This window comes from Pedobacter sp. UYEF25 (genome assembly GCF_054061655.1).
The window spans coordinates 1-26,837 of record NZ_JBSSEL010000029.1 but is presented as its reverse complement, the minus strand read 5'-3'; the positions used below and the strand labels follow the sequence as shown (position 1 = coordinate 26,837).

At 38.5% G+C, this 26,837-nt stretch carries 23 protein-coding genes; 13 read left to right on the top strand and 10 right to left on the bottom strand.

The window, feature by feature from the left end:
- Nucleotides 1-309: 309 nt before the first annotated feature.
- Entirely contained in the window at nucleotides 310-738 is a 429-nt protein-coding gene (locus tag ACVWYG_RS18295; protein ID WP_457272346.1) for a hypothetical protein, read from the top strand.
- Here ACVWYG_RS18295 and ACVWYG_RS18290 read toward each other — a convergent pair.
- The 5 genes from ACVWYG_RS18290 to ACVWYG_RS18270 all read right to left on the bottom strand — a co-directional run bounded on the left by ACVWYG_RS18290 (nucleotide 735) and on the right by ACVWYG_RS18270 (nucleotide 7,005).
- Nucleotides 735-2,006 carry an MFS transporter gene (locus ACVWYG_RS18290; RefSeq protein WP_457272344.1) on the bottom strand — a complete coding sequence of 424 codons (1,272 nt, stop codon included), beginning with the start codon at nucleotides 2,004-2,006 and terminating at the stop codon, nucleotides 735-737. The two genes, ACVWYG_RS18295 and ACVWYG_RS18290, sit on opposite strands and share 4 nt — an antisense overlap.
- 166 nt (nucleotides 2,007-2,172) lie before the next feature.
- Nucleotides 2,173-3,444 carry an MFS transporter gene (locus tag ACVWYG_RS18285; RefSeq protein WP_457272342.1) on the bottom strand — a complete coding sequence of 424 codons (1,272 nt, stop codon included), beginning with the start codon at nucleotides 3,442-3,444 and terminating at the stop codon, nucleotides 2,173-2,175.
- Nucleotides 3,445-3,523: 79 nt separating this feature from the next.
- Nucleotides 3,524-3,784 carry an META domain-containing protein gene (locus ACVWYG_RS18280; RefSeq protein ID WP_457272340.1) on the bottom strand — a complete coding sequence of 87 codons (261 nt, stop codon included), beginning with the start codon at nucleotides 3,782-3,784 and terminating at the stop codon, nucleotides 3,524-3,526.
- Between the two features lie 316 nt (nucleotides 3,785-4,100).
- Nucleotides 4,101-6,164: a TonB-dependent receptor gene (locus ACVWYG_RS18275; protein ID WP_457272339.1), complete on the bottom strand. Its 2,064-nt coding sequence runs from the start codon at nucleotides 6,162-6,164 to the stop codon at nucleotides 4,101-4,103.
- A 49-nt stretch (nucleotides 6,165-6,213) separates the two neighbouring features.
- Complete coding sequence (locus tag ACVWYG_RS18270) at nucleotides 6,214-7,005, bottom strand: glycerophosphodiester phosphodiesterase (RefSeq protein WP_457272337.1); 792 nt, start codon at nucleotides 7,003-7,005, stop codon at nucleotides 6,214-6,216.
- A 375-nt stretch (nucleotides 7,006-7,380) separates the two neighbouring features.
- On the opposite strand from ACVWYG_RS18270, the gene ACVWYG_RS18265 reads away from it, so the two are divergent.
- Both ACVWYG_RS18265 and ACVWYG_RS18260 read left to right on the top strand, forming a co-directional pair.
- Nucleotides 7,381-9,600: an NADP-dependent isocitrate dehydrogenase gene (locus ACVWYG_RS18265; RefSeq protein WP_457272335.1), complete on the top strand. Its 2,220-nt coding sequence runs from the start codon at nucleotides 7,381-7,383 to the stop codon at nucleotides 9,598-9,600.
- Nucleotides 9,601-9,708: 108 nt separating this feature from the next.
- On the top strand, nucleotides 9,709-10,119 hold the full coding sequence (locus tag ACVWYG_RS18260) for a hypothetical protein (protein ID WP_457272333.1): 411 nt from the start codon (nucleotides 9,709-9,711) through the stop codon (nucleotides 10,117-10,119).
- Between the two features lie 94 nt (nucleotides 10,120-10,213).
- On the opposite strand, the gene ACVWYG_RS18255 is transcribed toward ACVWYG_RS18260, so the two are convergent.
- The gene (locus tag ACVWYG_RS18255) at nucleotides 10,214-12,070 is read right to left on the bottom strand and encodes a DNA polymerase III subunit gamma/tau (RefSeq protein ID WP_457272331.1); all 1,857 of its coding nucleotides are present in this window, start codon (nucleotides 12,068-12,070) and stop codon (nucleotides 10,214-10,216) included.
- Between the two features lie 285 nt (nucleotides 12,071-12,355).
- Nucleotides 12,356-12,793, bottom strand: a complete 438-nt coding sequence (locus ACVWYG_RS18250; RefSeq protein WP_457272329.1) for a VOC family protein — start codon at nucleotides 12,791-12,793, stop codon at nucleotides 12,356-12,358.
- 408 nt (nucleotides 12,794-13,201) lie between these two features.
- On the opposite strand from ACVWYG_RS18250, the gene rpsF reads away from it, so the two are divergent.
- From rpsF to ACVWYG_RS18230, 4 genes are all read left to right on the top strand, one after another.
- Nucleotides 13,202-13,558, top strand: a complete 357-nt coding sequence (rpsF, locus tag ACVWYG_RS18245) for a 30S ribosomal protein S6 (RefSeq protein ID WP_457272327.1) — start codon at nucleotides 13,202-13,204, stop codon at nucleotides 13,556-13,558.
- The gene (gene rpsR / locus ACVWYG_RS18240; protein WP_354356283.1) at nucleotides 13,558-13,821 is read left to right on the top strand and encodes a 30S ribosomal protein S18; all 264 of its coding nucleotides are present in this window, start codon (nucleotides 13,558-13,560) and stop codon (nucleotides 13,819-13,821) included. The genes rpsF and rpsR overlap by 1 nt, the downstream gene beginning before the upstream one ends.
- Before the next feature lie 13 nt (nucleotides 13,822-13,834).
- Entirely contained in the window at nucleotides 13,835-14,278 is a 444-nt protein-coding gene (gene rplI / locus ACVWYG_RS18235; RefSeq protein ID WP_457272324.1) for a 50S ribosomal protein L9, read from the top strand.
- Between the two features lie 300 nt (nucleotides 14,279-14,578).
- The gene (locus tag ACVWYG_RS18230) at nucleotides 14,579-17,308 is read left to right on the top strand and encodes a valine--tRNA ligase (RefSeq protein WP_457272322.1); all 2,730 of its coding nucleotides are present in this window, start codon (nucleotides 14,579-14,581) and stop codon (nucleotides 17,306-17,308) included.
- A gap of 496 nt (nucleotides 17,309-17,804) precedes the next feature.
- Here ACVWYG_RS18230 and ACVWYG_RS18225 read toward each other — a convergent pair whose 3' ends face one another.
- Complete coding sequence (locus tag ACVWYG_RS18225) at nucleotides 17,805-18,263, bottom strand: type I restriction enzyme HsdR N-terminal domain-containing protein (RefSeq protein ID WP_457272320.1); 459 nt, start codon at nucleotides 18,261-18,263, stop codon at nucleotides 17,805-17,807.
- 86 nt (nucleotides 18,264-18,349) lie between these two features.
- On the opposite strand from ACVWYG_RS18225, the gene holA reads away from it, so the two are divergent.
- Together holA and ACVWYG_RS18215 are read left to right on the top strand one after the other, a co-directional pair.
- The gene (gene holA / locus ACVWYG_RS18220; protein WP_457272318.1) at nucleotides 18,350-19,366 is read left to right on the top strand and encodes a DNA polymerase III subunit delta; all 1,017 of its coding nucleotides are present in this window, start codon (nucleotides 18,350-18,352) and stop codon (nucleotides 19,364-19,366) included.
- Nucleotides 19,367-19,472: 106 nt separating this feature from the next.
- Nucleotides 19,473-19,877 (top strand): EVE domain-containing protein, encoded by a 405-nt coding sequence (locus ACVWYG_RS18215; RefSeq protein ID WP_457272316.1) that lies wholly within the window; start codon nucleotides 19,473-19,475, stop codon nucleotides 19,875-19,877.
- 100 nt (nucleotides 19,878-19,977) lie between these two features.
- Here ACVWYG_RS18215 and ACVWYG_RS18210 read toward each other — a convergent pair whose 3' ends face one another.
- Entirely contained in the window at nucleotides 19,978-21,174 is a 1,197-nt protein-coding gene (locus ACVWYG_RS18210) for a sodium:proton antiporter (protein ID WP_457272314.1), read from the bottom strand.
- Between the two features lie 70 nt (nucleotides 21,175-21,244).
- On the bottom strand, nucleotides 21,245-21,766 hold the full coding sequence (locus tag ACVWYG_RS18205; RefSeq protein WP_457272312.1) for an acyl-CoA thioesterase: 522 nt from the start codon (nucleotides 21,764-21,766) through the stop codon (nucleotides 21,245-21,247).
- 166 nt (nucleotides 21,767-21,932) lie between these two features.
- On the opposite strand from ACVWYG_RS18205, the gene ACVWYG_RS18200 reads away from it, so the two are divergent.
- The 4 genes from ACVWYG_RS18200 (at nucleotide 21,933) to ACVWYG_RS18185 (ending at nucleotide 26,485) form a co-directional block, all read left to right on the top strand.
- Nucleotides 21,933-22,679, top strand: a complete 747-nt coding sequence (locus ACVWYG_RS18200) for a glycosyltransferase family 2 protein (protein ID WP_457272311.1) — start codon at nucleotides 21,933-21,935, stop codon at nucleotides 22,677-22,679.
- Nucleotides 22,680-22,797: 118 nt separating this feature from the next.
- Nucleotides 22,798-23,829, top strand: coding sequence for an MraY family glycosyltransferase (locus ACVWYG_RS18195; RefSeq protein WP_457272309.1), 1,032 nt, complete (start codon nucleotides 22,798-22,800; stop codon nucleotides 23,827-23,829).
- A 33-nt stretch (nucleotides 23,830-23,862) separates the two neighbouring features.
- Nucleotides 23,863-24,888, top strand: a complete 1,026-nt coding sequence (gap, locus tag ACVWYG_RS18190) for a type I glyceraldehyde-3-phosphate dehydrogenase (protein WP_457272307.1) — start codon at nucleotides 23,863-23,865, stop codon at nucleotides 24,886-24,888.
- 403 nt (nucleotides 24,889-25,291) lie between these two features.
- Entirely contained in the window at nucleotides 25,292-26,485 is a 1,194-nt protein-coding gene (locus tag ACVWYG_RS18185; protein ID WP_457272305.1) for a phosphoglycerate kinase, read from the top strand.
- Nucleotides 26,486-26,837 lie beyond the last annotated feature (352 nt).

Here is a 26,837-nt window from a genome sequence, read left to right as displayed (position 1 = left end):
ATAGAAATTATTTGGAATTCATCACAGAATCTTTAAATGGCACCTTTAAGCCAATTAAAGATACAATGGAGCACGTGTTAAAACGCCCAAATAATTGCTGTTTAAAAAGTGGCGTAGACCGTCCTCACATTCTCCTGCAGCAGGGGCGTGTCTCTTTTTCTTGATAAAAAGAGACAAACCGAGCCCTTGGCGAGCTCATAAATGCCATTAAAAAACAATTTAATAACCTTAACAACCGCCCAAATAATTATTATTTAAAAGGTGATAAACTCAAGTTTTAAAACCATTTTTGAAATTCAATATTTTTTCATGAAACTCACCGTATTAATTTCTCGCCTAATCCTTGGCTTTTTGTACCTCGTTTTTGGACTAGATTATTTCCTGCACTTCATTCCTTATCAACATATGCATACAGGAGTAATGGGAGCGCTAGTTGCGGGATTAAAAGGTGTAGGCTATATTTATCCGATGATGAAAATGATTCAAATTGTGGCCGGACTGTCGCTCCTGACCAATCGATTTGCTCCATTTGCTGCGGTTGTTATTTTTCCAATAAGTTTAAATGTGATGTTATTCCACTCCATTTTAGTTCCTTCTGGTTGGTATATGGGAGTTTTATTGCTGCTTCCTAACATTTTGCTTGGCTTTGGCTACAAGAAATATTATGCGGGAATGTTTACGGCAAAGGCAGTGGTTGAGAAGTTTATTCATTCTTTTAGGATGATGCTTCCGATTTAAAGTGGAGAAGACGAAGTTATCTGTGCGTTTGCGGCAATTGGAATTTGCGATGCTTTAAGCGACTCTTTTTTAAGGTAACGCCAATAAAATACAGCGACGATAATGGCAATAATTCCTTCGCCCAATACCGTAGCTTGTACACCAATGTAGTTTGAAATTCCGCCAACTAACAAGCTGCCAATTGGCATCATTGCGGTAAGCACAAATATATATACGCTGATAATTCTTCCCCGCAACTCATGCGGAACGACCAATTGAATGATGGTATTTGTTACGGTGCGTATGGCCATCATCCCGAATGCCGAGAATACTAAAAATGCGAGTGCAAGGGGATAATTGGTGGTATATGAAAAAAGCAAAAGGCCAATGCCAAGAATTGCAGTGTTTCGGGCAAGGATTTTGGCTAAATTAGTTCCTTGTTTAAGGGAGGCTAGGTAAAGTGCACCTATTAAAGCGCCTAAACCTAAAAATCCTTCTATAACTCCAAAAGTGGCCGCTGTTCCATGAAAAATATCTTTTGCGAACACTGGCATAAGTGTTGAGTAGGGCAGTGCCAAGAGGTTTACCACAGCTGCAAACATTATTAACGAGCTTATAGTCGTAGTGTTTTTTATATATTGGTAAGCCTCAGAAAGTTCTTTCCTTAGGTTTCTTTTGATGCCTGGTTTAGTTCTAGATTTATCTAAGCGCATAAATAGTAGAGACACAATTACAGCCAAAAAACTAAAGGCGTTTAGTCCAAAGCAAATTTGCGCTCCAAAACTTTCTAGCACAAATCCTGCGATTGCCGGACCAATCAGTTTAGATAAGTTTACCATAGAGGAGTTTAGCGCAAGCGCATTTGGAAGATCTTCCACTCTATCTACCATTTGTCTTACCAAAGATTGTCTGGCAGGAATATCGAAACCGTTGATGATACCAAGCAGTACACTAAGGGCAATAATCCACCAAACGGCATCTTGCCTAAAAAAAATAATGGCAAACATAAGCAGAGTAGCTTGTAATAGAGATACTATTTGGGTAATCAGAAGCAAGCGATACCTATTGTATCTATCGGCGATGATGCCTCCATATAAGGAGAAAATTGCGGTTGGAAACAGCGTTGCAAATACCGAAACACCAAGCATAAATTTAGAACCTGTGATGGAATAAATAATCCAACTTACAGCCGTCTTCTGCATCCACGTGCCTATTAGCGAAACTGATTGTCCCACAAAGAATAAGCGGTAATTTCGGCTTTTGAAGGAGTTGAAAGTGGAGATGTTCATGGGTTTATTTTGTTCGAGTAACCGTCTACCTAGATCGTTTTTCTTTAATTCTAAAGGTATTTAAATTATAGTTTCGCGAAATATGTGATTAAATGGATTTCATTAAAATGAGCATAGGCATTTATTTCTATCCTGCTTAAAGAAGAGGTAAATTAAACAGGCATAATTAAGCGGGTGTAATCGCGTTCTCTTCGGCTTTTATAACAATAGGGGTTTCTGATAATTTTAGTTTCTGTTTCTTGAGGTAAGAAGAATAGAAGAAGGCCACGATAATGGTTATAATGCCCTCGGCGAAAACGGTTGCCTCAACACCGAAATAATGAGACACTGTGCCTACAAGCAGGCTTCCAATTGGAACCATGGCAGTAAGAACCATTACGAAAACGCTAATAATCCTGCCTCGCAACTCATGTGGTACAATTATTTGAATAATGGTATTGGTAAGCGTTACAATGGCCATCATACCAAATGAGGTATATATTAGGAATGCGAGTGCGAGCGGGAAAGAGGTGGTGTAGGAGAATACGATCAATCCGCTGCCGAAAATATAGGTATTCCTAGCTAAAATTTTACTTAGATCGGTGCCTTGCTTTAGCGATGCTAAATAAAGCGCACCTATAAATGCCCCCAAACCTACAAAGCCATCTATAACCCCGAAAGTTGAAGCTGTGCCATGAAAAACGTCTTTGGCAAAGGCAGGTGTAAGTGTAGAAAAAGGGAGCGCGAATAAATTAATTACTGCGGCAAAAATAATTACCGAGCTGATGGTTGCAGTGTTTTTAATGTATTGGTATGCCTCTGAAAATTCTTGTCTTAGGTTTCTCTTTGTATCTGGTTTGGTTCTTGATTTATCCAACCGCATAAATAACAAGGAAACAATAACGGCACTAAAGCTGATGGCATTTAAACCGAAGCAAACTTGTTCTCCAAAGCGCTCTAAAATAAAGCCAGCCAACGCGGGTCCAATGAGTTTGGAAAGATTTACCATAGAAGAATTTAGCGCAAGTGCGTTCGGCAAATCTTCATCTTTATCCACCATTTGGCGTACCAAAGATTGTCTTGCGGGTACGTCAAAGCCATTTATAATGCCAAGCATCACGCTCAAGCCGATAATCCACCAAACGGCATCTTGCCTATAAAAAATGATTGCAAGGGTGAGTAACACTGCTTGAACGAGTGAGATGATTTGGGTGATGAGCAGTACTCTATATCTGTTGTACCTATCGGCGATGATGCCTCCATAAAGTGAGAATATTGCAGTAGGAAAAAGTGTTGCAAAGACGGACACGCCAAGCATAAATTTTGAACCGGTAATAGAATAAATGATCCAGCTAACGGCCGTTTTTTGCATCCAAGTGCCGATCAGCGAGATGGATTGACCTGCAAAGAATAATCGGTAATTTCTACTTTTAAAAGACTTGAAAGTGGTGATGTTCATTTATTTTTTTTTAGCACAACGCGGCAAGATTATCGCTGTATTGATGAAGATTGCTTTGTACGTTGCAACGATCCGGAACTCAAAAATAGACTGCTTCGAACCTAGTGAGAGTGTTGTTTTTTGACGATAACCAAAACGTGTCTTGCTTTGTTTTAGAGTCTTCTGAATTTTTTAATAAGTTGATGAACAAAAGTTCTTGTGAAGATCTCTTACAGATTTTTTCTCCGAGCGCAAAATTCGAAAATCTAATTTTTTGATGCCGCTTCAATTGGTAATTTCCAGTAAAATTATTGCATCTCGCAAAGCCTCTTACTTTTGATGAATCGGCTTTTAAAATCATAAATATTTCTCATTCTTGCGTTTCCGACATTTTAATTTCTTTGCGGTTTAATGTTATTAATTTCCAACATTTTTTATTGGGTTGAGTCACACTGGAGTTACTTATACGTGCATTTGTACAGAAATGATCTGCCGAAGAATCAGAAAACAGCAAGTTAGCTGAAATCATTAAGAAGACATCTTTTAAAATAAGTGAAACCTTCAAAACTTTCATAATAAGAACTGGATGCTAAAAAAACTTTGGTAATGGCATAAAAGAGCATCTACTGTGCCGAAAAACTAGCCTTACGAGTTAATCATTGCCCCATAGGCTTTCATTAAAATGCCAGATTGATTCCGGTGTAAATATTAACAGTTGGCGAAGGATTGAAATATCTTCCGCCAAATGCATTTAAATCATTTCCCAAACTATATTTTTGGTTGAGGATGTTGTTTGCGCCTGCGTAGAAATCTAACCGACTGCCAAAAAGTTTTCTTCCTCGCAAGCCTATCTTGGCATCCAACAGGTGGTAACTTTTCGCATACACTGCATTTGCATCGTTCAGCGGTATGTGATCTGTAAAATTATATTGCACAAAGAGGTAAATGCCTTTTTTAAAACGGGCATCAACACTGTTTACCCAAACGTTTTTAGGAACTCCTGTCAAGCGGTTTGCACCATAATTATTTTCGCCATCACTAAAATCTGTAAATTTAAAGTCGCTTAAGGTATAACTAGCAGCTACTTTTAACATATTTAAAAAACCATCGGCTTTTTTCAACAATATAAAAGATCCTTCAAACTCTAAACCTTGTTGACGCGTGCCGCCGGCATTTATAAAAAACTCGTTGCCATTCGCATCAAGTCGCCTTACAATGGCGTCTTGTAAATTAAACCTAAATATATTTGCATTCAGATACAGTTTTTCAGTCTGATACCGGATCCCGGTTTCGTAATTCCACCCGAATTCAGCCTGCAAATTGGCGTTGATTTCGTTATTAGACGACCGAACTTCTGCAATGGTTGGCGTAGAATATCCACGACTAGCGGTCGCGCGAAGTGCCAGTCCATTCGTCAACAAATAAGATGCGGCAGCTTTTGGCATCCATTGATGCTTAAAAGTATTTTCTTGGTTCGCGATGGAGATTGGAGCAAGCGTTTCATAACTGTACCGATAGAAATTTAAACTGCTCGCAAGCTCCATTAGAAGTTTTTTGCTTAGGTCTATATTTATTTTTGCGAAAGCGAAAGTTTGGCTAGCTTTCAAATGATCGAAAGCTTGGATAGCAGCAGGTTCCCCTTTATTATTGTCGAAGTTTCTAATTTCACTTCCTGTTTTGGAAGTTTCTACGCCTACCTGCGCATTTATTCGGTTGTTGTGAGCCAATTTGGTATAATCCAAGAAAGTTCTTAAGCCAATTGTATTTTCGTAACGTTTTTCGTAATTGGTAATAAATGGATTTCTGAAATCTGTGTAAGAACCGAAAACAGCCAGCACATGTTTAAAATTCTTGTTCAACTGATAAGCGTTAGATATCCCTGCGAAAACGGTTTTGTTGTAAATCGCGGCTTGTTGTGCTACTGCGCCCGGTAGCGTTTTGGTTGGTTGCCTAGCCAATTTTGGATTTTCTTCAGATTGACTCAATGTTAAGCCGCCCGGCGTTTGATAATTTAAATCGCTGTAGAAAATGAGCGCATGGAGATTTGCTTTTGGGCTATATTGCCAACGTTGTGTGGTTTGGATAAATTTCCTGTCCAATGCGCTATTCTGCCTATAACCATCGCTACGTTGATAGGCTTCTGAAATACTGAATTGATAGTTTTTGAGTGTCCGTTGGAAGTGGGCATGTTGCGAGAACAATCCATAAGATCCGCCTAAAATTCCAATTTCTGTCGAATTTTGTTGCACAGGTTTTGGGTTGATAAGCACCACGCCACCGGTATTTGCGCCAAATGTACTTCCATCCGGCCCTTTGTAAATCTCGATTGACCCTATTGAATTAAAATCCAATAAGTTGAGGTAAGTGTTTCCTCCGGCATCAGTCAAGGGGAAATCATCGAGGTATATTTTTACATCTCTTATCCCGAAAGGAGAACGAAGCAAGCTGCCGCGCAACGACAAACGGAAACTTCCTGGAGAACGCTCCTCCATTCGGACACCCGCAACGGTATTTAAGGTGCCAACCAACGAAGCCGGGTTTTGATTTTTAAGCGCAGTGCTGTCTAATAGACTAACGGCAGCAGTAGAACGAATAAGAGGTTGTTGACTGTAATATCCTTTTACCGTTACTTCATCAAGCTTTTTTGCAGAATCGACCGGAAGGGTCTGGGCGCAAACTGTTCCGAAAATCGAGAAGTAGAAGATAAAAATAAATAAAAAGCGTGTTAATTTTAATTGCATACGCTAGTAAGCGGATTTGATATTAAAAGTTTGTGGAAAGTTGACAATTTTACTTTTTAAGCGCTTTTTCCTTCGTTAAAAGTAATTCAGGCTCATTGGTGGTTATAAAATCAAATCCATCTTTTAACAATCTATCCATATCTTCTGGATTATTTACCGTCCATGCGTTTAAGGTGATTCCCTTCTTTTTGGCCATGTCGATCCAATTTGTATTTTTCTGAAAGGCCGTAAAATAGTAATCTACACCTGTCAGTCCGTCCGCCGCGATTTCATCTGGCGTTTTGTCGGCTTCTAAATACTGAGTAGTTGCTTTTGGATCTAGCTGATGTACTTTTTTAACGATGTTATAATCGAAACTAATGTAGCCAACCAATTTTTGCGCGTGAAGGGCTTTTACCATTTGCACCACTTTACTTGCTAGCCGATCTGCTCTTTCTGCACCGCCATCGGTGGGTTTTATTTCGCAAACCAGCATGGTGCCAGAATTATTTATTAGACCTGCAGCAAGGTAATCCTGCAGGGTAGGGAAATCTTCGCCATTGCTCAATTTAAATTTGCGCAGTTCGGCAAAAGTAGTTTTCTCGATTTCTAAGTTGTTATAATGTGGGTCATGGTTGATGACCAAACTATCGTCTGAGGTCATTCTAACATCAAACTCAGAACCTCGGCAGCCAAGTTTTATAGCCTGTTTTAAGGAAGCGATAGAGTTTTGAGGCAATCCTAATGCTTTCCAAGCACCTCGGTGGGCCACAACTACATTTTTATGAAACATTGTTTTATTCTGCATGACCGTACATGAGGTTAAAATTAGGGAGGCTAGACCGATGATTATATTACGCATGTTGATTTTTTTTAAAGATAAGTTAAACAATTTTATCATAATGTTAAGTTTTCGGCGAGTGAAAGAGGTAATGCGGCAGGCTTTGGCGCAGTACGTCTGCTGTAAAATTGGGATCTTTTTTTCTTACGAGTATTAAAATATCAGTACGAAACAAGATTCAGCTTTGTTATTTTCCGAAAAAGCATTATCAAACGCCGAGAACTTTTAGGATCTATTTTTAAGGTAAACGCCTAATTTCTGCGCTCCGATTTGTGGTTAGCGCAACAATTAACGCGCTAATGTCCAAAATTTAGCCGATTTCCATTATCTTTAGCCGATTTAAGGCTTTAAAACAGGTAAAATCATTTTTTTTACATTTCATATAATTCAAACTAAATGTCAAATCCAGCAAAAATAATTTACACTAAAACTGACGAGGCTCCAATGTTGGCCACTTATTCGTTGCTTCCCATCATACAGGCATTCACGGCTCACGCAAATATCGATGTAGAAAGCAGAGATATCTCTTTAGCAGGTAGAATTTTGGCTAATTTTTCTGATCAGCTAACGGACGATCAAAAAGTAGGAGATGCGTTGGCAGAATTGGGCGCATTGGCGACCACTCCGGAAGCTAATATTATAAAGTTACCAAATATTTCTGCGTCCATCCCGCAGTTGAAAGCTGCGATTGGCGAGCTTCAATCGCAGGGATATAAAATTCCGGATTATCCGGAAAATGCGCAAAGCGATGAAGAAGTAAAGACAAAGGCAAAATATAGCAAGGTTTTAGGTTCTGCGGTAAATCCGGTGTTGAGAGAAGGCAATTCGGATCGCAGAGCGCCGCGTGCGGTCAAAAATTATGCAAAAGCTCATCCACACAGCATGGGCATTTGGTCGGCAGATTCTAAGACAAAAGTGGCGAGCATGTCTGATCACGATTTTTATGGTTCGGAGAAATCATTAACGGTTAAAGAAGCTACTCAATATAAAATAGATTTTATTGCTGCCGATGGGAAGGTAGAAAATTTAAAAAAACTCGCGCCACTTAAAGCTGGTGAAGTAATAGATTGTTCTGCGTTGAGCATTTCTGCCTTGAAAGATTTCGTGGCAGAAGAAATCGCGGAAGCAAAAAAAGAAGGGGTATTATTGTCAGCGCATTTAAAAGCTACGATGATGAAGGTTTCTGATCCGATTATTTTTGGGGCCATTGTAGAAGTGTATTATAAAAACGTTTTTACCAAATATCAAGACCTATTTAAAACCCTCGGCGTAGATACAAGCAATGGATTGGGCGATGTATATGCCAAAATAAAAGGCAACGCACAAGAACAGGAGGTCATTGATGCGCTTGCCGCTGAGGCTTCTGGTAGTGCGGCATTGGCGATGGTAAATTCTGATAAAGGAATTACCAATTTGCACGTACCATCTGATGTGATTGTAGATGCATCTATGCCAGCAATGATTAGGAGTTCTGGCCAGATGTGGAATGCTGCGGGAAAACTGCAAGATACCATCGCATTGATTCCAGATAGATGTTATGCAGGAATTTATACCGCCACCATAGACGATTGTAAAGCAAACGGCGCTTTTGATGTAACCACCATTGGCTCAGTTCCAAACGTTGGTTTAATGGCGCAAAAAGCAGAAGAATATGGCTCACATGATAAAACTTTTCAAGCAAAAGGCGATGGCACGATCCAAGTAAGCGATGCAGACGGGCTGGTGTTTTTTGATCAGAAAGTAGCTAAAGGTGATATTTTTCGGATGTGCCAGGCAAAAGATGCACCGATTCAAGATTGGGTAAAATTGGCAGTAAACCGTTCGAGATTATCCAATACTCCCGCTGTTTTTTGGTTGGATGAAAACCGTGCGCATGACAGGGAGATGATTACAAAAGTAAACTTGTATTTGCCTCAACTCGATACCGAAGGTTTAGACATTCGCATTTTATCGCCCATAGCGGCAACTAAATTTACGTTAGAAAGACTGCGTAGGGGATTAGATACCATTTCGGTTACCGGCAATGTTTTACGGGATTATCTGACAGATTTATTCCCGATTTTAGAACTTGGTACTTCGGCAAAAATGCTGTCAATTGTTCCTTTAATGAATGGAGGCGGACTGTTTGAAACAGGTGCGGGAGGCTCTGCTCCAAAACATATTGAGCAATTTTTACAAGAAGGTTATCTTCGTTGGGATTCGCTCGGTGAGTTTTTGGCTTTAGCGGCATCGCTAGAACATTTGGGTCAAACACAAGACAATCCGAAAGCATTGGTGTTGGCAGAATGTTTGGACAATGCAACAGATAAGTTTTTAGAAAACGACAAATCTCCTGCGCGTAAAGTAGGGGAGATAGACAACCGTGGATCGCATTTTTATTTAGCACTTTACTGGGCGGAAGCGCTTGCATCGCAGGTGAAAGATTCAGATCTGCAACAGAAATTTACTGATTTTGCAAAATTCTTGGGAGAAAATGAAGCTAAAATTTCCTCAGAATTGATAGGTGCTCAAGGGAAACCCCAAGATATTGGTGGCTACTACAATCCAGATGATACGCTTGGCAGTAATGCAATGCGACCAAGTAAAACCTTTAATGCGGCAGTTGCACGGTTGTAAATGAGAGATTTTTTTATTTAGGCCTGATACATCGCCAAGATTGAAAAAATGTTTTTAAAACCAAACGGTATATCGGCTGTTTATCAATCAAAACTAGAACATTTTGTTATGGAAAACGATGCAAGTAAACAGGCGCAAGATAAGCTAAAAAGCACTACAGAAAACGGTGAGGTAAATAAGGAAAATTTGGCGTTCGACGAACACAAGCAAAGTTATGAGCTTGATGTAACTGGAGAGAATAAGGAGTACGATCATCCGATGGGCTATGAGACTGTAGCTCAGGGGGCAAAAGACGACGATTCTACCTATGACAATTCCAATCCATACATCGGAGACGAATATGCTGACAAAGCTGAAATTGCCGACGACGAGTTAGAGTCGCTGGGGATGCATGTAGACAGCGGACAAAGTGTAAAAGTGGGTAAAAAGGATGAAGCGCTTGCGCACACGCCAGAAGACGATAGAGATGATCTTGATGAGGAAGGTTATCCAAAAAATGATCAAAAAACTAAGGAATAAAAATTAATTATTAAGATAACAAAAAGGTCCCCAAACTGAAATTTCAGTTTGGGGACCTTTTTGTTAAAATTCGTACCTCGCAAAGATGATGTGCTTAAGGACTCACATCCAAGTTAAATTTTCGGCGCATTTCTTCCAATTTTGGGTTTTTGGCTACTAGATAATCATACTTTTCTCTGTTGCCGTACAGGCGATTTTCTTCTTTTCTTTCGCTTCGTTTATAACAAATTTCTATTCCGAAGTTATCTAATGTATTTCGCAAATAGTTAAGCAGTTCTATGGAATCCTGCTGAACCATTTCTTCCTGCGTTTTACTTTCTACAAAAATTTCTATTAAATGCTGTTCCTTCAGTACGGGTGGAAAACTATTTAAAATGGTATAAAGATTAATTTTATTGTCGGTTTTTAATTGGGTAGCGTAAGTGCTCCAAACCTCAAAAAGTCTTTCGACGGTAAATGGATTTCTGGTTTCGCCGGTAATTTTTTTTGCTTCCTCAACTTCATCACCGTGCGCAACTCTTTCCAAATCTGTAAGTGATGGAATTAGCGTACTGACCGCGTTAGATTGTTTATTGATTTTTATAGAGTTGCTTGAATAGCCGTTCCTGTCGTCGGCTTCTTTTATAATCTGTATTCCTTTAGTATTCGCCTCATTCTCACTTTCGCTCTGTGCTTTAGTCTTAAGATTCTCTATATTCGGATGGGCCTCAATTTCGCTCTGGACTTTCGTATTTGGTTTCTCCACACCAATTCCAATCTTGGCCTCCGCCTCACTTACGTCAATCGTTTTTTTTTTATCCGGATCTTGATCTGCCGATTTTTGTGTGTTAGAAAAGGATTGTTGCGCCAGTTTAACGGCTTCTTTTATGTGGCACATTTTAATTAAGGCCAACTCTACTTGCAACCGCTGATTTTTTGATGTTTTATAACTGAGGTCGCAATTGTTAGCCAAATTTAAGGCGGTTAACAAAAACGAAAGCTCGGTTTCCTGTGATTGTTGCAAATAGCGTTTTTTTATGTTTTCACTTACTTCCAACAACTTCACAGTTGCCGGATCTTTACTCACCATCAAATTCCTAAAATGGCTTGCCAATCCGTTTATGAAGTTATTTCCATCAAAACCATTATTCAAAATTTCATCGAACAGCAACAATGTTGCACTCACTGCAGATTGGTTTAGATAATCGGTTAACTTAAAGAAATAGTCGTAGTCTAAAATGTTTAAGTTTTCTATAACCGCGTTATAGGTAATCTGTTTATTAGAATAACTAGCAATCTGATCGAACATCGAAAGTGCATCACGCAAACCTCCGTCAGCTTTTTGGGCGATGATGTGAAGTCCGTCTGCGTCAAAACCAATATTTTCTCTTTCGGCTATTCGCGCCAAATGACGCGAAATATCATCTACCTGAATCCTATTAAAGTCAAAGATTTGGCATCTAGAAAGAATGGTAGGTAAAATTTTGTGCTTTTCTGTGGTGGCTAATATAAAAATAGCATAAGAAGGCGGTTCTTCTAACGTTTTTAGAAATGCATTAAATGCGCTTGCAGAGAGCATGTGCACCTCATCTATGATGTAGATCTTATATTTTCCTGCTTGCGGTGGGATGCGCACTTGTTCAATTAAACTCCGAATGTCATCTACCGAGTTGTTAGAAGCGGCATCTAATTCATGTACATTAAATGAATTGCCATTTTGAAAGGATAAGCAGTTCTCGCATTTACCACAAGCTTCTACATCTGCACTTAAATTGGTACAATTGATGGTTTTTGCCAAAATTCTAGCGCATGTAGTTTTGCCCACACCCCGCGGTCCGCAGAACAAAAATGCCTGCGCCAGTTGGTTGTTCTTAATTGCGTTCTTTAGCGTTCCTGTAATATGTTGCTGACCCACAACGGTTTCGAACGTTGCTGGTCTATATTTGCGCGCTGAAACAATAAAGTTTTCCATCGGTACGAAATTAAGAAATTTTTATGGAGTAGAAATGTAAGTGAGACAAATGTTGTTGAAAAATGAAGTCAAAGCAATGTTTTATACCATTTACGAAGACTTTTTGTCTTCGGGGCAATGCAATAAAGAAAAATAATTTGGGCGTTTTAACACGCGCTCTGCTATATCTTTTCTCGGAAAATAAAAGCCGAGAAAAGGATGTCGCGGCGATCGTTAACGCGAAATACGTCTATAAGAAATTTAGAATATAGTTAGACTTCTTTGCTATCACCTCTCACCTATAACCTATTTTCCTGGTTTATCATAATTTATCATCCAATTAATACCGAATTGATCTGTCCACATACCAAAATAAGCGCCCCAGAAAGTGTCTGCTAAAGGCATTGTAATTTTGCCCTCTGCTGATAATTTTGTAAATAAATCGTCGGCTTCTTCTTTAGAGTTTGCACCGATAGAAATAGAAAAATTGTTTCCGGAAATTAGTTTCGGCCCAAAACCGTCTATAACATCACTGCCAAAAAGGGTAGTTTCTTTGCTAATCGGCAAATTAACGTGCATAATTTTGTTTTTATCTTTAGCTGATAATTCGGGTTCGTCTACTTGCGCAGGCATGTCTCCAAACCGATTGAAATCTGCTAATTCGCCACCAAAAGCACTTTGATAAAATTTAAAAGCGGCTTCGCAATTGCCGTTAAAAGTTAGGTAGGTGTTTACCGTTGCCATTTTATTTATATTTTTATAAAAGTAAAAAATATCTGTCGAATTATTTAGCGGCGTTGCAAGGTTTTCGGTTGGGTTGCAGAAGCTTTTGTTTCTAAACCCGGGTGCAGCGGCAGCGTTGATTTTTTGTTTGGAAAAAATAAACCTACAGCAAAACACGGGGCTGCAGGAGGTTTATTGCAGTGATTTTCGTTTTCTAATGCTTTTTATTTTGACAAAAAAATATTCCTTTTTGGCTAGGAATGACGGTGCTTGTGCTTTCAAGTGCCTGCTTTCGGCTTTTTACTTAGGTCATAATCTGGCCTCAACCTTGTTATTAACCTTTTCAAATCAATTTGATTTTACCAAAATTATCGCTACATTTGCAGCCCGAATTGTATCGGGAATAAACAAATAATCAATCAATTAACAATGAATCAGTACGAAACTGTTATCGTTCTAACCCCGTTGTTATCAGACGAAGCTGCAAAAGAGGCCATGGCCAAATTTGTAGGTATCATTACTGATAGCGGAGCCGAAATTATCCAAGAAGATAGTTGGGGTTTGAGAAAATTAGCGTATCCGATTGAAAAGAAGACAAACGGATTTTTCAATTTAACCGAGTATAAAGCAGACGGTGAATTGATCGGCAAATTAGAGCTTCAATTAAAACGCGATGAGCGAGTGTTGAGATTTTTAACCGTAAGGTTAGATAAACATGCCATTGCTTACAATGAAAAGAAGCGTAGTGGTGCTTTTAACAAGAAAACTAAGGAGGTAGCATCGTAATGGCAAGAGAACAAATACAATACGTTACCGCCCCTAAAGTAGAGGACAACCGTAAGAAATATTGCCGTTTTAAGAAAAATGGCATCAAGTACATCGATTATAAGGATGCAAATTTTTTAATGAAATTTATAAACGAGCAAGGTAAATTATTGCCAAGACGTTTAACAGGTACTTCATTAAAATTTCAACGTAAAGTGGCTCAAGCAGTTAAACGCGCTCGCCACATTGGTTTGTTGCCTTACGTTGCAGATCAATTAAAATAGGAGGCTAAGAGATATGGAAATTATATTAAAACAAGATATTAAAGGCCTAGGCGAAAAAGATGATTTAGTTACGGTAAAACCTGGTTATGGTCGTAATTATTTAATCCCTCAGGGTTTTGGTCATTTGGCAACTATTTCTGCAAAGAAGGTGTTGGCAGAAAACCTGAAACAAGCTGCTTTTAAACAAGATAAGATTAAGAAAGATGCTGAAGGTATAGCAGAACGTTTAACAGATGTGAAGCTTACTATCGGTGCCAAAGCTGGTGAAAGTGGAAAGATTTTTGGAGCGGTAAACACCATCCAAATTGCTGAAGCATTAAAGGCTAAAGGCTTCGAGGTAGATCGTCGTAGGATTACTTTTGAAACCGAACCTAAATTTATTGGCGAATATGTTGCCAATTTGAATTTACACAAAGAGGTTAAAGTGCAAGTTCCTTTCGAGGTTGTTGTAGAGTAAACATCTCTTATACATTTTACAAAAGCCTTGCATTTATTTGCAAGGCTTTTTTTGTTTGGGTTTTAGGGGATAGAAATTAGTTGATTGGTAATAGGAATGTATTTTGATTGTTGCGACGGGTTGAAACCCATCGCTATGAATTCGGCCACTCCGATGGAGCGTTACGGCTTTTGGCCGCTTGGCGGTTCTAAATACTAATGTCTGAATACTAAAGACTAAGAGTGTAAAGTCTCAAATCTCACATCTCACATCTCAGTTCTCCATCAAAAAAGCTATTTTTGCCTTTTCATAACATTTCAGATGAGCATTTCCACCAAGTACAACCCAGTAGAAACAGAAGATAAATGGTATAGCTATTGGCTATCCAAGAAGTTTTTTCATTCAGAACCTGACGAACGCGAACCATATACCATTGTAATTCCACCCCCAAACGTTACCGGTGTGCTCCACATGGGCCACATGCTTAACAATACCATTCAAGATGTGTTGATTCGGAAGGCGCGGATGCAGGGAAAAAATGCCTGTTGGGTGCCTGGTACAGATCATGCTTCTATTGCTACCGAGGCAAAAGTGGTGGCGATGTTGAAGGAAAAAGGAATTGATAAAAAAGATCTATCTCGGGAGGAATTTCTTAGCTATGCTTGGGAATGGAAGGAAAAATACGGCGGTATTATTCTAGAGCAGTTGAAGAAATTAGGGGCTAGCTGCGATTGGGATCGAACTCGTTTTACTATGGAACAAGATCTTTCTGCAGCTGTGATTGATGCATTCATCCACTTGCATAAAAAAGGTCTCATCTACCGTGGTATCCGTATGGTTAACTGGGATCCAAAAGGAAAAACAGCTGTTTCTGACGAGGAAGTGATAAGAAAAGAGGTCAATCAGAAGCTATACTATATAAGGTATGAGGTAAAAGGCGAAAGGCAAAAGGGGCAAGACCTTCAACCCTCAACCGTAAACCCTCAACCTTCAACCTTTCCTACCTCCGACTACCTCGTTGTTGCAACCACTCGTCCGGAAACCATTATGGCAGATGCTGCAATTTGCATTAACCCAAATGATGATCGTTTTAGACATTTAAAAGGTAAGACGGTTTATGTTCCGTTAGTAAATCATGAGATTCCGGTTATTGAAGATGAATATGTTGATATTGAATTTGGAACAGGGTGTTTAAAAGTTACGCCCGCACATGATCTAAATGACTACGAGCTTGGTGTAAAGCACAAGCTACCAGTGATAGATATTTTAAACGACGATGGAACCTTAAATGAGTTGGCGGTTATTTTAGTTGGTGAAGATCGTTTTGTAGCAAGGAAGAAAATTGCTAAAATGCTTGATGAGGCAGGTCGTCTGGATAAAGTTGAAGATTATAAATCTCAGGTTGGGTTTTCTGAACGTACCGATGCCGCCATAGAACCAAAGCTTTCTATGCAATGGTTTGTAAAGATGAAAGAATTGGCGCAACCGGCCCTCGATGATGTTAGAAATGGAGAAGTAAATCTTATTCCCAATAAGTTTGAGAACACTTATAAACATTGGATGGAGAATGTGCGCGACTGGAATATATCGCGACAGTTGTGGTGGGGACAACGCATTCCGGCTTGGTACGATGAAAAAGGCGACTGGGTTGTTGCCAAAACCAAAGAGGAAGCATTAGAAGAATTTTGGAAGAAAAAGCTTTTAATAAATGGTGGAGCTGAATCAGAGAAACTAGGTTTTAAAGCTCAGTTAGCTGGCTTTATCCGTCAAGATGAGGATGTAATGGATACTTGGTTTTCGTCTTGGTTATGGCCGATTTCGGTTTTTGATGGATTTAAAAATCCCGATAATAAGGATATCAACTATTATTATCCAACCAACGATTTGGTTACTGCTCCAGAAATTTTGTTCTTTTGGGTCGCTAGGATGATTATGGCGGGACATGAATTTATGGGGAAGAAGCCTTTTACCAATGTTTATCTTACGGGAATTGTACGGGATAAACAAGGTAGAAAGATGTCTAAGTCTTTGGGCAACTCTCCAGATCCAATTGAGTTAATGGAAAAATATGGAGCTGATGCAGTTCGTGTAGGAATGCTCATGTCGTCTCCCGCAGGAAACGATTTAATGTTTGATGAAAGTTACTGCGAACAGGGCAGAAATTTTGCAAGTAAGATTTGGAATGCTTTCCGTTTGGTGAAAGGCTGGGAAGTTGATGAGAATTTAGAAAACCCCAATGAGCAGGCGATTGCGTGGTTTGAAAGTAGATTTAACGAGGCTTTGATAGAAATAGAGGCCAACTTTAAACAATACCGTCTATCAGAAGCGTTGCTAATTACTTATAAATTAGTGTGGGATGATTTCTGCGCTTGGTATTTGGAAATGGTTAAACCTGCTTATCAACAACCAATTGATAAAGCAAGTTTTGAAGCTACTGTTGGCTTTTTCGAAAAAATCATCAAACTGTTACACCCTAATATGCCTTTTATTACCGAAGAATTGTGGCATGATGATTTGTTTGCAGCTCGAGGCGAAATGGAATGTTGCATCGTTGCAAATTTTCCGGAAGTAGGAGAAATAGATGAAGCGCTTTTAAAAGAAGCCGAAGTTATCAAAACGGTTATTGGCGAAATTAGAAATGTGCGTAACCAAAAACAGATATCGCCAAAAGAAGGATTGGTGCTCAGCATAAAGGTAAATTCTGATTTGACCTATTCAAACTGGATTGCCGTTATTTCTAAACTAGCAAATGTTTCAACCGTAGAAATTATAACGGATAAATTAACAGGAGCAACTGCCTTTATGGCTGGTAAAGATGAGTTCTTTATTCCGCTATTGGAAAATATAAATGTGGAAGAAGAGAAAGCCCGCTTGCAAGCAGACTTAGTTTATTTGCAGGGATTTCTAAAATCTGTAAATGTAAAGTTAAGTAATGAACGCTTTGTGCAAAATGCAAAGCCAGAGATCATTGCAAACGAACGAAATAAGCAGGCAGATGCAGAAGCGAAGATTAAGATTATCGAGGAAAACCTTAAAGGGTTAGAAGCTTAGAGTTTAGAGGGGTTAGGTGGGTAGGGGTTATAAGTTAAGAGGTTGGGTGTTTGCGTTTCGAAAGATGTAATAAATTGTTTCAAAGAAGAACGTTTTTACTGACTACTTGCGTTTCTTTCTAAATACTAAATACTAAATACTAAATACCGTTCTTAAACTCGATCGGCTTTTGCGTGAGGGATAGCAATGAAAATCTTTTGCCTAAAGGGCCTCTTTGGGGTTTGGGGAGCAAAAGATTGTAATGGATAGCGCGACCCGCAGGGGCACGCCCAAAACATCCTTAACATCCAATTTAGTGGCTCAAGCTTATTAAAAAATTAAGCATAAGATTGACAACAAGGTTAAGCTTCAGGTAAGGTTTTGCGTGAGGGATAGCAGCGGAAGCCCACAGCGAGGAACGAGCGAGGACTTATAGCGGATAGCCCGGCCCGCAGGGACACGCCCAAATAAAATTAAATTTAATCTTTCATTGATGCTATAATTAGCACCTTTCCGATTATAGCTTCGTATATTCAGGTAATTCTTCCACAAAAACGGCTTCTCCAGAAAGTAGGTTTAATTTTGCGAAAACATGCTGTAAACCGTTTGTTAGGACAATCCATGGTGCTTGGTGGATAGAGTTGTACCGCAACGCTTGAGCGAATACTTTTTCATTAATCTTAACTTTTGGCGCTTTGCATTCTATAAGCATCAGTTTTTCTCCGTTGGTGTTAAACACTAAAATATCGCTTCGTTTTTGCAGTTGGTTTACCACAAGTCCACCTTCTATGTTTATCAACGTCTTTGGAAATTTATGCTGAGCAATTAAATGTTGGATAAAATGTTGTCTTACCCATTCTTCTGGGGTGAGCACTAAATGCTTTTTTCGCAGTTCATCGAAAATAAACACCTGATTATCCTTTTGGGTTATTCTAAATGGATAGGGAGGAAGATTGAGTGGAATTGGACTGAACATGTTTTCGATTCCAAAGTTACCATTTGTGCATAAACATTTCGCTTAAAACTTAAAATCCTAAAAGCTAAATTGTAATTTTACCAACCATGGCCGCAGGAGATATTATAAGAGACATAAAAAATCGCAACATAAAACCTGTGTATCTGCTTCATGGAGAAGAAGCTTACTATATCGATTTGGTTAGCGATTTTATTGAGGATAACCTATTAAGCGAAGCAGAAAAAGGCTTTAACCAAAGCATTTTTTACGGAAAAGACACAGACATGGCTACCGTAATAGGTGCGGCGAAGCGCTATCCAATGATGAGCGATTATCAGGTTATTTTGGTTAAGGAAGCCCAGGATATGAAGTGGGCGAAAGATGAAGGAAAAGATGCTGAGATAGCCTTAAACTATTTCGAGAAACCATTACCAAGCACCGTATTAATCTTAGCTTTCAAATACAGTAATTTCGATAAGCGTAAAAAAATCTATAAAGCCATTGTTAAAAGCGGATTGGTTTTTCAATCTGATGCGGTTAAAGATTATAAACTTGCTCCATGGATAGACGATTTTGTAAAGTCGAAAGGCTATGCAATTGATCAGCAAGCAGCTGCGCTGTTGGCAGAATATTTAGGATCAGATCTGTCTAAAATGGCGAAGGAAATAGAGAAATTGATGCTAAATGTTTCTCATGGTCAGATAATCAATTCAGATCTGGTTCAAAGAAATATTGGAATTAGCAAAGATTACAATGTGTTCGAATTGCAAAAAGCGTTGGCGGTTCGAAACGTTTTTAAATGCAACCAGATCATCAATTATTTTGCCGACAATCCTAAAGCTAATCCGCTTCCTCTCATTTTCGGAAATCTGTACAGTTATTTCTCAAAAATTTTGAAATACCATTACTTGTCGAATAAAGGCAACGCAGCCTCAGAACTTGGTATTCCACCTTTTTTTATTCGAGATTATGAGGTGGCGGCTAAAAATTATCCTACACAAAAAGTGTTTGATATTATTGGTTACTTAAGAGCATACGATTTGAAAAGCAAAGGGTTAGATTCCACCGGAAATACAGAACAAGGCGACTTGCTTAAGGAAATGATTTTTAAAATGGTGCACTAGATTTTTTATATTTCAAAACAAATTTGTTTTGTATGAGTTGCAACTAAACCCTAAACCCTAAACCCTAAACCCTAAACCCTAAACCCTAAACCCTAAATCCTAAACCATGAATCATTGGCTTGTAAAATCAGAACCGTTTAAATACAGTTGGGAACAATTTAACAAAGACGGTAGAACCTTTTGGGACGGCGTACGTAACTATCAAGCTAGGAATAACTTGCGATCTATGAGAGAAGGCGATTTAGTGCTGTTTTATCACAGCAATGAAGGTAAAAATGTAGTCGGCATCGCAAAAGTCGTTAAAGAGGCTTATCAAGACCCAACGACGGATGATCAAAATTGGGTTGTAGTTGACATTGTACCTGTAGAAAGTTTAAAAAATCCTGTCACGCTAGCTCAAATTAAAGTGGAGGAAAGTTTAAAAGACATTTCATTAGTACGTCAAGGCAGATTATCTGTTATGCCCTTAAAAGCAGAAGAGTTTGACAAAATTCTAGAAATGGGAAGCTGACAATAGAAACTCGCTCAATGTAAGAGTTTTCTCAAACTGAAAAGATTAAAACCTAGTCTTCCTTTACCGGCGATTTTAAAAATGCCGAGTATCTTCTTCTTTATCCTGTAGCCGCTTGTTGAGCTTCAATTTTTCTCTTACTGAAGAGCAACCCCAGTGACATAATAACGCTGCTTCCGAGTACGACCAAAAATAGAAAGGAAGTGCCTACTCCGTCGATCTTTAGGCTATCGGGTAAATTATAATAAAGTAAAACACTGATCAATCCACGAGGTGCTAAATACAAAATAGGAATTGGATCTCCTTCTTTAATAAACCTCAACAAAATAAATCGAACGGTATAGATGGTTGCCAGAATAAAGAATCCGTTTGCGAGTACTACGCCATTGTTCAATTCGTAAATATTCATGGTGAAACCAAATATTACGAAAAAGAAAGTGCGTAAAATAAAGGCGCTTTCTGCAGAAAGTTGATATAGTTGTGAAATGTCTACATCTAAGTTTTTGTAAATTAAAATTGATTTAAACCAAGCATTACGTATCGAATCTGCATTATTTAGAAATAGGCCTGTGCTTAGGATTAGAATAAGTGCAGATAAGTGATAAGATTGTCCGATGGCATAAAGCAATACTAAAATAGAAATGATTAGGAAAAACTTAACGTGATGAACAAGCTTGCCCATCGCATACAGCAAAACTACGCAGGCAATTGCGGATAAGAGCAGAATAAGTAATGTACTCAGGCCCAAACTAATAAAAGAAGAGGTAGTTAAAGAAGGGTTTGAAATTGCAAAATTAAAAGCCACAATCCCTAAAATGTCTGAAAAAGAAGATTCATACACGACAAACTCCTTCCCTTTCTTACCCAATGCTGCTGCAGACGGAATAGCGATCGAAGAGCTGATTACGCTGAAAGGAATGGCATTTGCAATACACGTGTATAAGTCTCGGTGACTTATCTGATAAATAATAAGGGTTATAATGGTAACTGTTACCAATAAGATAAGTAGCGCCGAAAAAAAAGCAGTCCTAATCAGCTTATTCTTTTCTTTATCGTATTTGAGTTCTAGAGAACCTTCAAATACAATTAAAATTAATCCAACCGTACCTAAAGTTGGTAAGATGGAAGAAAAATCGAAGGTCTTAAAATTTAAGCTGTCTACTAAAACTCTTAACCCGATACCAAGTAAAAGCAATAATACAACAGACGGTATTTTGGTTTTACTGGCAAACAAATCAAACAGATAAGAAAATATAACTAAGCCGCTTAAGATAATAAGTGTGGTGTACGTAGACATATTTTAATCTTTTGTTAACCCGTAATTTAAATAGAAACTTGACTAGCAACTAAAAAAAATGAAAATAGTTTTAAACTTCTAGAAACAAAGCTTTTAGTTCTGTTGCATCTTTTGCCTGCATTTTACCGCCCAATACGAGTCTCAGTTGCCTTCTACGTAGCGCTCCAGCGTAAAGTTCTTGCTCTTCTTCACTTTCTGGAATGGCTTCTGGAACTTTAAGTGTTTCATCATTCTGGTTAATGGCCACAAAAGTATAATAGGCTTCGTTGCTTTTTTTCCGCTCTCCGGTCGGGATGTTTTCTGCCCAAACTTCCAGCCGTACTTCCATCGAAGTATTAAAAGCCCTACTTACTTTGGCTTCGATTGTTATTACGTCGCCGAGTTTTATTGGGTTTCTAAATGAGACATTATCCACTGATGCTGTTACCACTATTCTATTACAATGTTTTTGAGCCGAAATTGCAGCTGCAATGTCCATCCAATGAAGCAACCTTCCTCCCATTAAATTATTTAGAGTATTGGTGTCATTGGGCAGTACCAATTCGTTCATAATGGTAAAGCTTTCCCTGGCAAATTTGTTTTCTATAATCATAATCAGTCGCAAAAGTAAGTAAATTGGGTGTAAATATTGCAGGCATCTATCCGTTTTGAACACATCAAAATGGAAGGGTTAAGCTAAATTGTGTATCTGTTGTGCGAAATATTTTTAACTTTAAAATGTAAAAGGAACTTTAGAACGACAAATTCAGCCTAATTAAATGAAGGTATCTATCATAACGGCTGTATTTAACGGAGAAGCTTATCTAGCAGATTGTATTTCCTCGGTTTCTTCACAAACACATAAGGAAATAGAATACATTTTGGTTGATGGAAATTCTACAGACCATACTGCAGACATCATTGCGCACCATCTGCGCTCGATAACTAGCGTTATTTCAGAACCCGATCTAGGTCTGTATGATGCTGTGAATAAGGGGTTGCAAATTGCAGGAGGCGATGTTATTGGATTGCTAAACTCAGACGACATGTTGGCCGATGATAAAGTCATCGCTCGAGTTGTTACTGCATTTGAAAATAATCCCGGAATAAACTGTATTTATGGTGATTTAGATTACATCCATCCAAAAACTCAAAAGATTTTAAGACGCTGGCGGTCGAAACAAATTAATTATAAGGAATTAGCGCATGGTTGGATGCCTGCGCATCCAACCATGTACATAAGAAAGTCAATATTAAATCAATACGGCAACTATTCTTTGAATTATGGCACCGCCGCCGACTACGATTTTATCCTCCGTTACCTGTATACCCATAGGATTACCTGTAAATACTTGCCGTTTTTAATGATTAAAATGCGCCAGGGTGGGTTAAGCAATAGAACCATTCTTAGTCGATTTTCTGCTTTCAAAAACGATTATAAGGCACTACTTACTAACAAAGTTCCTTTACCGCTCTATGTACTTTTGCTGAAAAAAATAACCAAGTTAGGCCAATATTTTAGTTAACATTTGTACCTTAACACTCAAAATAAGTCTGTTTACTATATTAGGTTATAAAATTGCAAGTTTGTTCCAAGAATTGCTAAAAACAAGTCCTGAGTTTTTTTATTGTTTTGCCATTCTTATGGCTGGAGCAATAGTAAGGGTTATTGTACCTACAATCATTTCATTTTCAGTAAAATACAATCTTTTTGATCGCTTAGATCTCCACAGAAAAGACCATAAAGGGTTCATATCCAGATTAGGCGGAGTAGCAATTTTTGCGAGTTTTACCATAACCGTTTTGTTTTTTTCGCTCTGGATTCACTCAGAAAGGGTCAACTTTTTACTTGTCTCCTGTTTTATTCTCGGAGCTTTAGGATTAAAGGATGATCTGCACGGTGCAAGTTTAAACATAAAGCTTTTCTTACAAATCGGCGTATCAGTTTTGCTCGTTTTTTTTGGAGGCTATCATTTAAAAAGCCTTTATGGTGTATTGAATATTGGGGAGGTTAGTCATTTATGGGGTTGTCTTTTTTCCGTATTACTAATTATTTTCTTGAGCAACATTTTTAATTTAATCGATGGCATCGACGGATTGGCAGCAAGCGTAGGTCTATTGGTTTCTGTTTGTTTCGGTATTTTGTTTGCTACCCTGCACCAAGCTTCGTATGCCCTAATTTCTTTTACTTTATTTGGTACAATGTTGGGCTTTCTAAAATTTAACTGGAGTCCTGCAAAAATTTTTATGGGCGATGCTGGGTCCTTAATAATTGGCCTGATAACTTCTGTGTTGGCCATAAAATTTATAGAGTTGAACAAAGTGGAATTGGCAAAAACGCCAATGTATGATGCCGCACCTGCTATTGCGGTATCAATTCTCATTGTGCCAATTTTTGATTCGCTTAGAATATTTACCGTTCGGATTCTAAACAGGCATTCTCCCTTTCGGGGAGATCGAAATCATATGCACCACAGGTTAGGGCGGTTAGGGTTTACGACAACGCGCATTGTTTTTATATTGGTCGTTTTTAATGCGCTGTTTGTCACCTTGGTGTTTTTACTTCAAAACTTGGGCAATTTTATGCTTATGTGTTTGATGATTATTACCTGCGCTTTGTTTAATTTTGGAATAACGTTGGCTTTGAAGCGAAAAACCAGATTAAAAGAGATTTAGAAGTAGTACGCTATAGACCAAAAAGGAAAAGATATGAGAATTGCGATTAATGGTTTTGGTAGAATAGGACGCACATTTTTACGGCTAGCGCTCCAAAACAAGATAGATGTGGTAGCTATTAACGACTTAAGTGACGCTAAAACGATGGCTCACTTGTTAAAGTACGATAGTGTGCATGGCGTTTTTAAAGCGTCAGTTTCCTCCCAAACCGACGCACTGTTAATTGACAATAAGATAATTGCTGTATTTTCCATTAAGGATGCCGAAGATTTGCCTTGGCAAAAACTTAACATCGACTTAGTTATAGATTGCACGGGAAGATATTTAACAAAAGAGGCAGCATCAAAACATATAAAAGCAGGTGCAAAACAGGTATTGTTATCTGCACCCGCTGCGGAAGAAATCCCAATGCTTGTGCTCGGTGTAAATGAAGATAAAGTAGATCTTAACGCCCAAATTCTCTCTAATGCAAGTTGTACCACAAACAACATCGCTCCGATAATTAAAGTATTAAATGAAAATTGGGGTGTGAAAGAGGGTTACATCACTACCATCCATTCAATGACTGGGGATCAAAATCTGCACGATGCGAATCACAAAGATTTGCGCAGGGCTCGAGCTGCTTCATCTTCTATTATTCCAACAACAACTGGGGCAGCAAAGGCCATTACTCGGATTTTCCCTTCGTTAGAGGGTTTTTTGGGAGGAGCGGGTATTCGTGTGCCGGTCTTAAATGGTTCGCTCACAGATTTCACCTGTTTGCTTCATACTCTTGCAACGGTAGCGGAAATAAATGCCGCATTTAAAAACGCCGCAGATGGAAAGATGAAAGAAATTTTAGAATATACTGAAGACCCAATTGTATCCATAGACGTCATCAATAATCCACATTCATGTATCTTCGACGCACAACTCACCTCTATAATTGGAACATTGGTAAAAGTGGTCGGCTGGTATGATAATGAATATGGATACAGCAGTAGGTTAATTGATATCGTTAAAAAAATTGCAGTAGAAAGATCCATCCAACGGTTAAAGTTTCCGTCGGTGGCTCAATAGCCAATTTCAACAAGCCAGAGAACAATTTTGCTTTCTCAAGTGCTTCTAGTCGTTCAATAGTTTTAAGGTTTTCATATTTTTGGTGAACACAGCCTCTCATGCTTTAAAGAAGTCTGACGTTTTCTCTAGAATTATTGTTTTTTATTTAAAAATAATTTGTCTTATATCTAATTTTTGGAAACCTATCAGCGCTAAATTCTTACCTATAAATTTTGGTTTTGATCTTGCCTAGTGTGGAATAAGTTTGTTAAAACCCATAAAAGTAGATTATATTTGGTCGAATTAAAAGTGCGGCAAATTGGAGTTTCGGCCAAATAATCAGTATTATCGACGAGTTTGATATTTTTGACTCCCAGTGATCTGCTCGCACAAATAATATAAAAAACTAAATTTTTAGAACGAAATGAAAACGATAGACCAGTTTAACTTTGCAAATCACAAAGCTTTAGTGAGGGTAGATTTTAATGTACCCTTAGATAAAAGTTTCAACATAACCGATGATAAGAGAATGCGTGCAGCATTGCCTACCATTGAAAAAATTCTTGATGATGGCGGGTCGGTAATTCTTATGTCCCATTTAGGCAGGCCAAAAAACGGTCCTGTAAATGAGTTTTCATTAAAACACATTCTTGGGGATCTTTCTAGGATGTTAGATATAGAGGTTAAATTTGCGGACGATTGCGTTGGAGAAAGCGCAACTAAATTGGCTGCAAATCTTTTCCCCGGTGAAGTGCTTTTATTAGAAAACCTTCGTTTTTATCCAGAAGAAGAAAAGGGTGACTTAGCTTTTGCAGAGAAATTATCAAAACTTGGCGATGTTTACGTGAATGATGCGTTCGGAACAGCCCATCGCGCCCATGCCTCAACCTCGGTTATTGCACAGTTTTTTCCAAAAGCAAAATATTTCGGTTATCTAATGGCGTCAGAAGTAGAGAATGCAGATAAAGTCTTAAATCATCCGGAACGTCCTTTTACTGCTATTATGGGCGGTGCGAAGGTGTCAGATAAGATTTTGCTCATCGAGAAATTACTCGATAAGGTAGATAACTTGATTATCGGCGGCGGAATGGCGTATACTTTCGCGCGGGCGCAAGGAGGAGAAATTGGAACGTCGTTGCTTGAAGCAGATAAGCAAGATTTGGCGTTAGAGCTGATTCAAAAAGCAAAAGAAAAAGGCGTTCAGTTATTGCTTCCTGTTGACACAGTTATTGCAGACAAGTTCGACAATAATGCTGATAAAGACGAAGTTGAATCTGGTAAAATCCCAGCCGATTGGATGGGATTAGACATTGGCTCGAAAACAATCCAACTGTTTTCAGACGTAATTAAAAATTCAAAAACGTTACTTTGGAATGGTCCTATGGGCGTTTTTGAGATGGAAAGTTTCGAAATTGGTACCAAAGCAGTGGCGGAAGCGGTAGTTGCCGCTACTAAAAATAACGGCGCGTTTTCCCTTATTGGAGGCGGTGATTCAGCTGCGGCAATTGCAAAGTTTGGCATGGAAAACGACGTAAGCTATGTTTCTACCGGCGGTGGCGCACTATTAGAGTATATGGAAGGCAAAGAATTGCCAGGAGTAAAAGCAATTAATGATTAGCATGTCAAACGTCAATCTCTAAGAAAAATCGATCACTTTTGAAAAGTGAGGGCTTCCAAACATTTTTAGCAACGGATTATTTCCGTTGCTTTTTTCATAAATAAGTCGATAATTAACAAAGTTTGAGGCGAGTTACCAAGTGCTTTTAATTCGACTTTTTATAATAGGTCGAAAGATTGTCATACTAAGCAGCTTTATTTAGAGTTTATTCCAAAGTTATTACGTCTTCTTGCGTAATGAACAATATCCCCAAGAAACCAATCATACCTATATAAGGTACGCATTATGGTTATTGCTATGGTTTTCCGGGTCTTTCACTGTTGTTTTTTTTGCCTTTAAAGGCTGGAAAAGG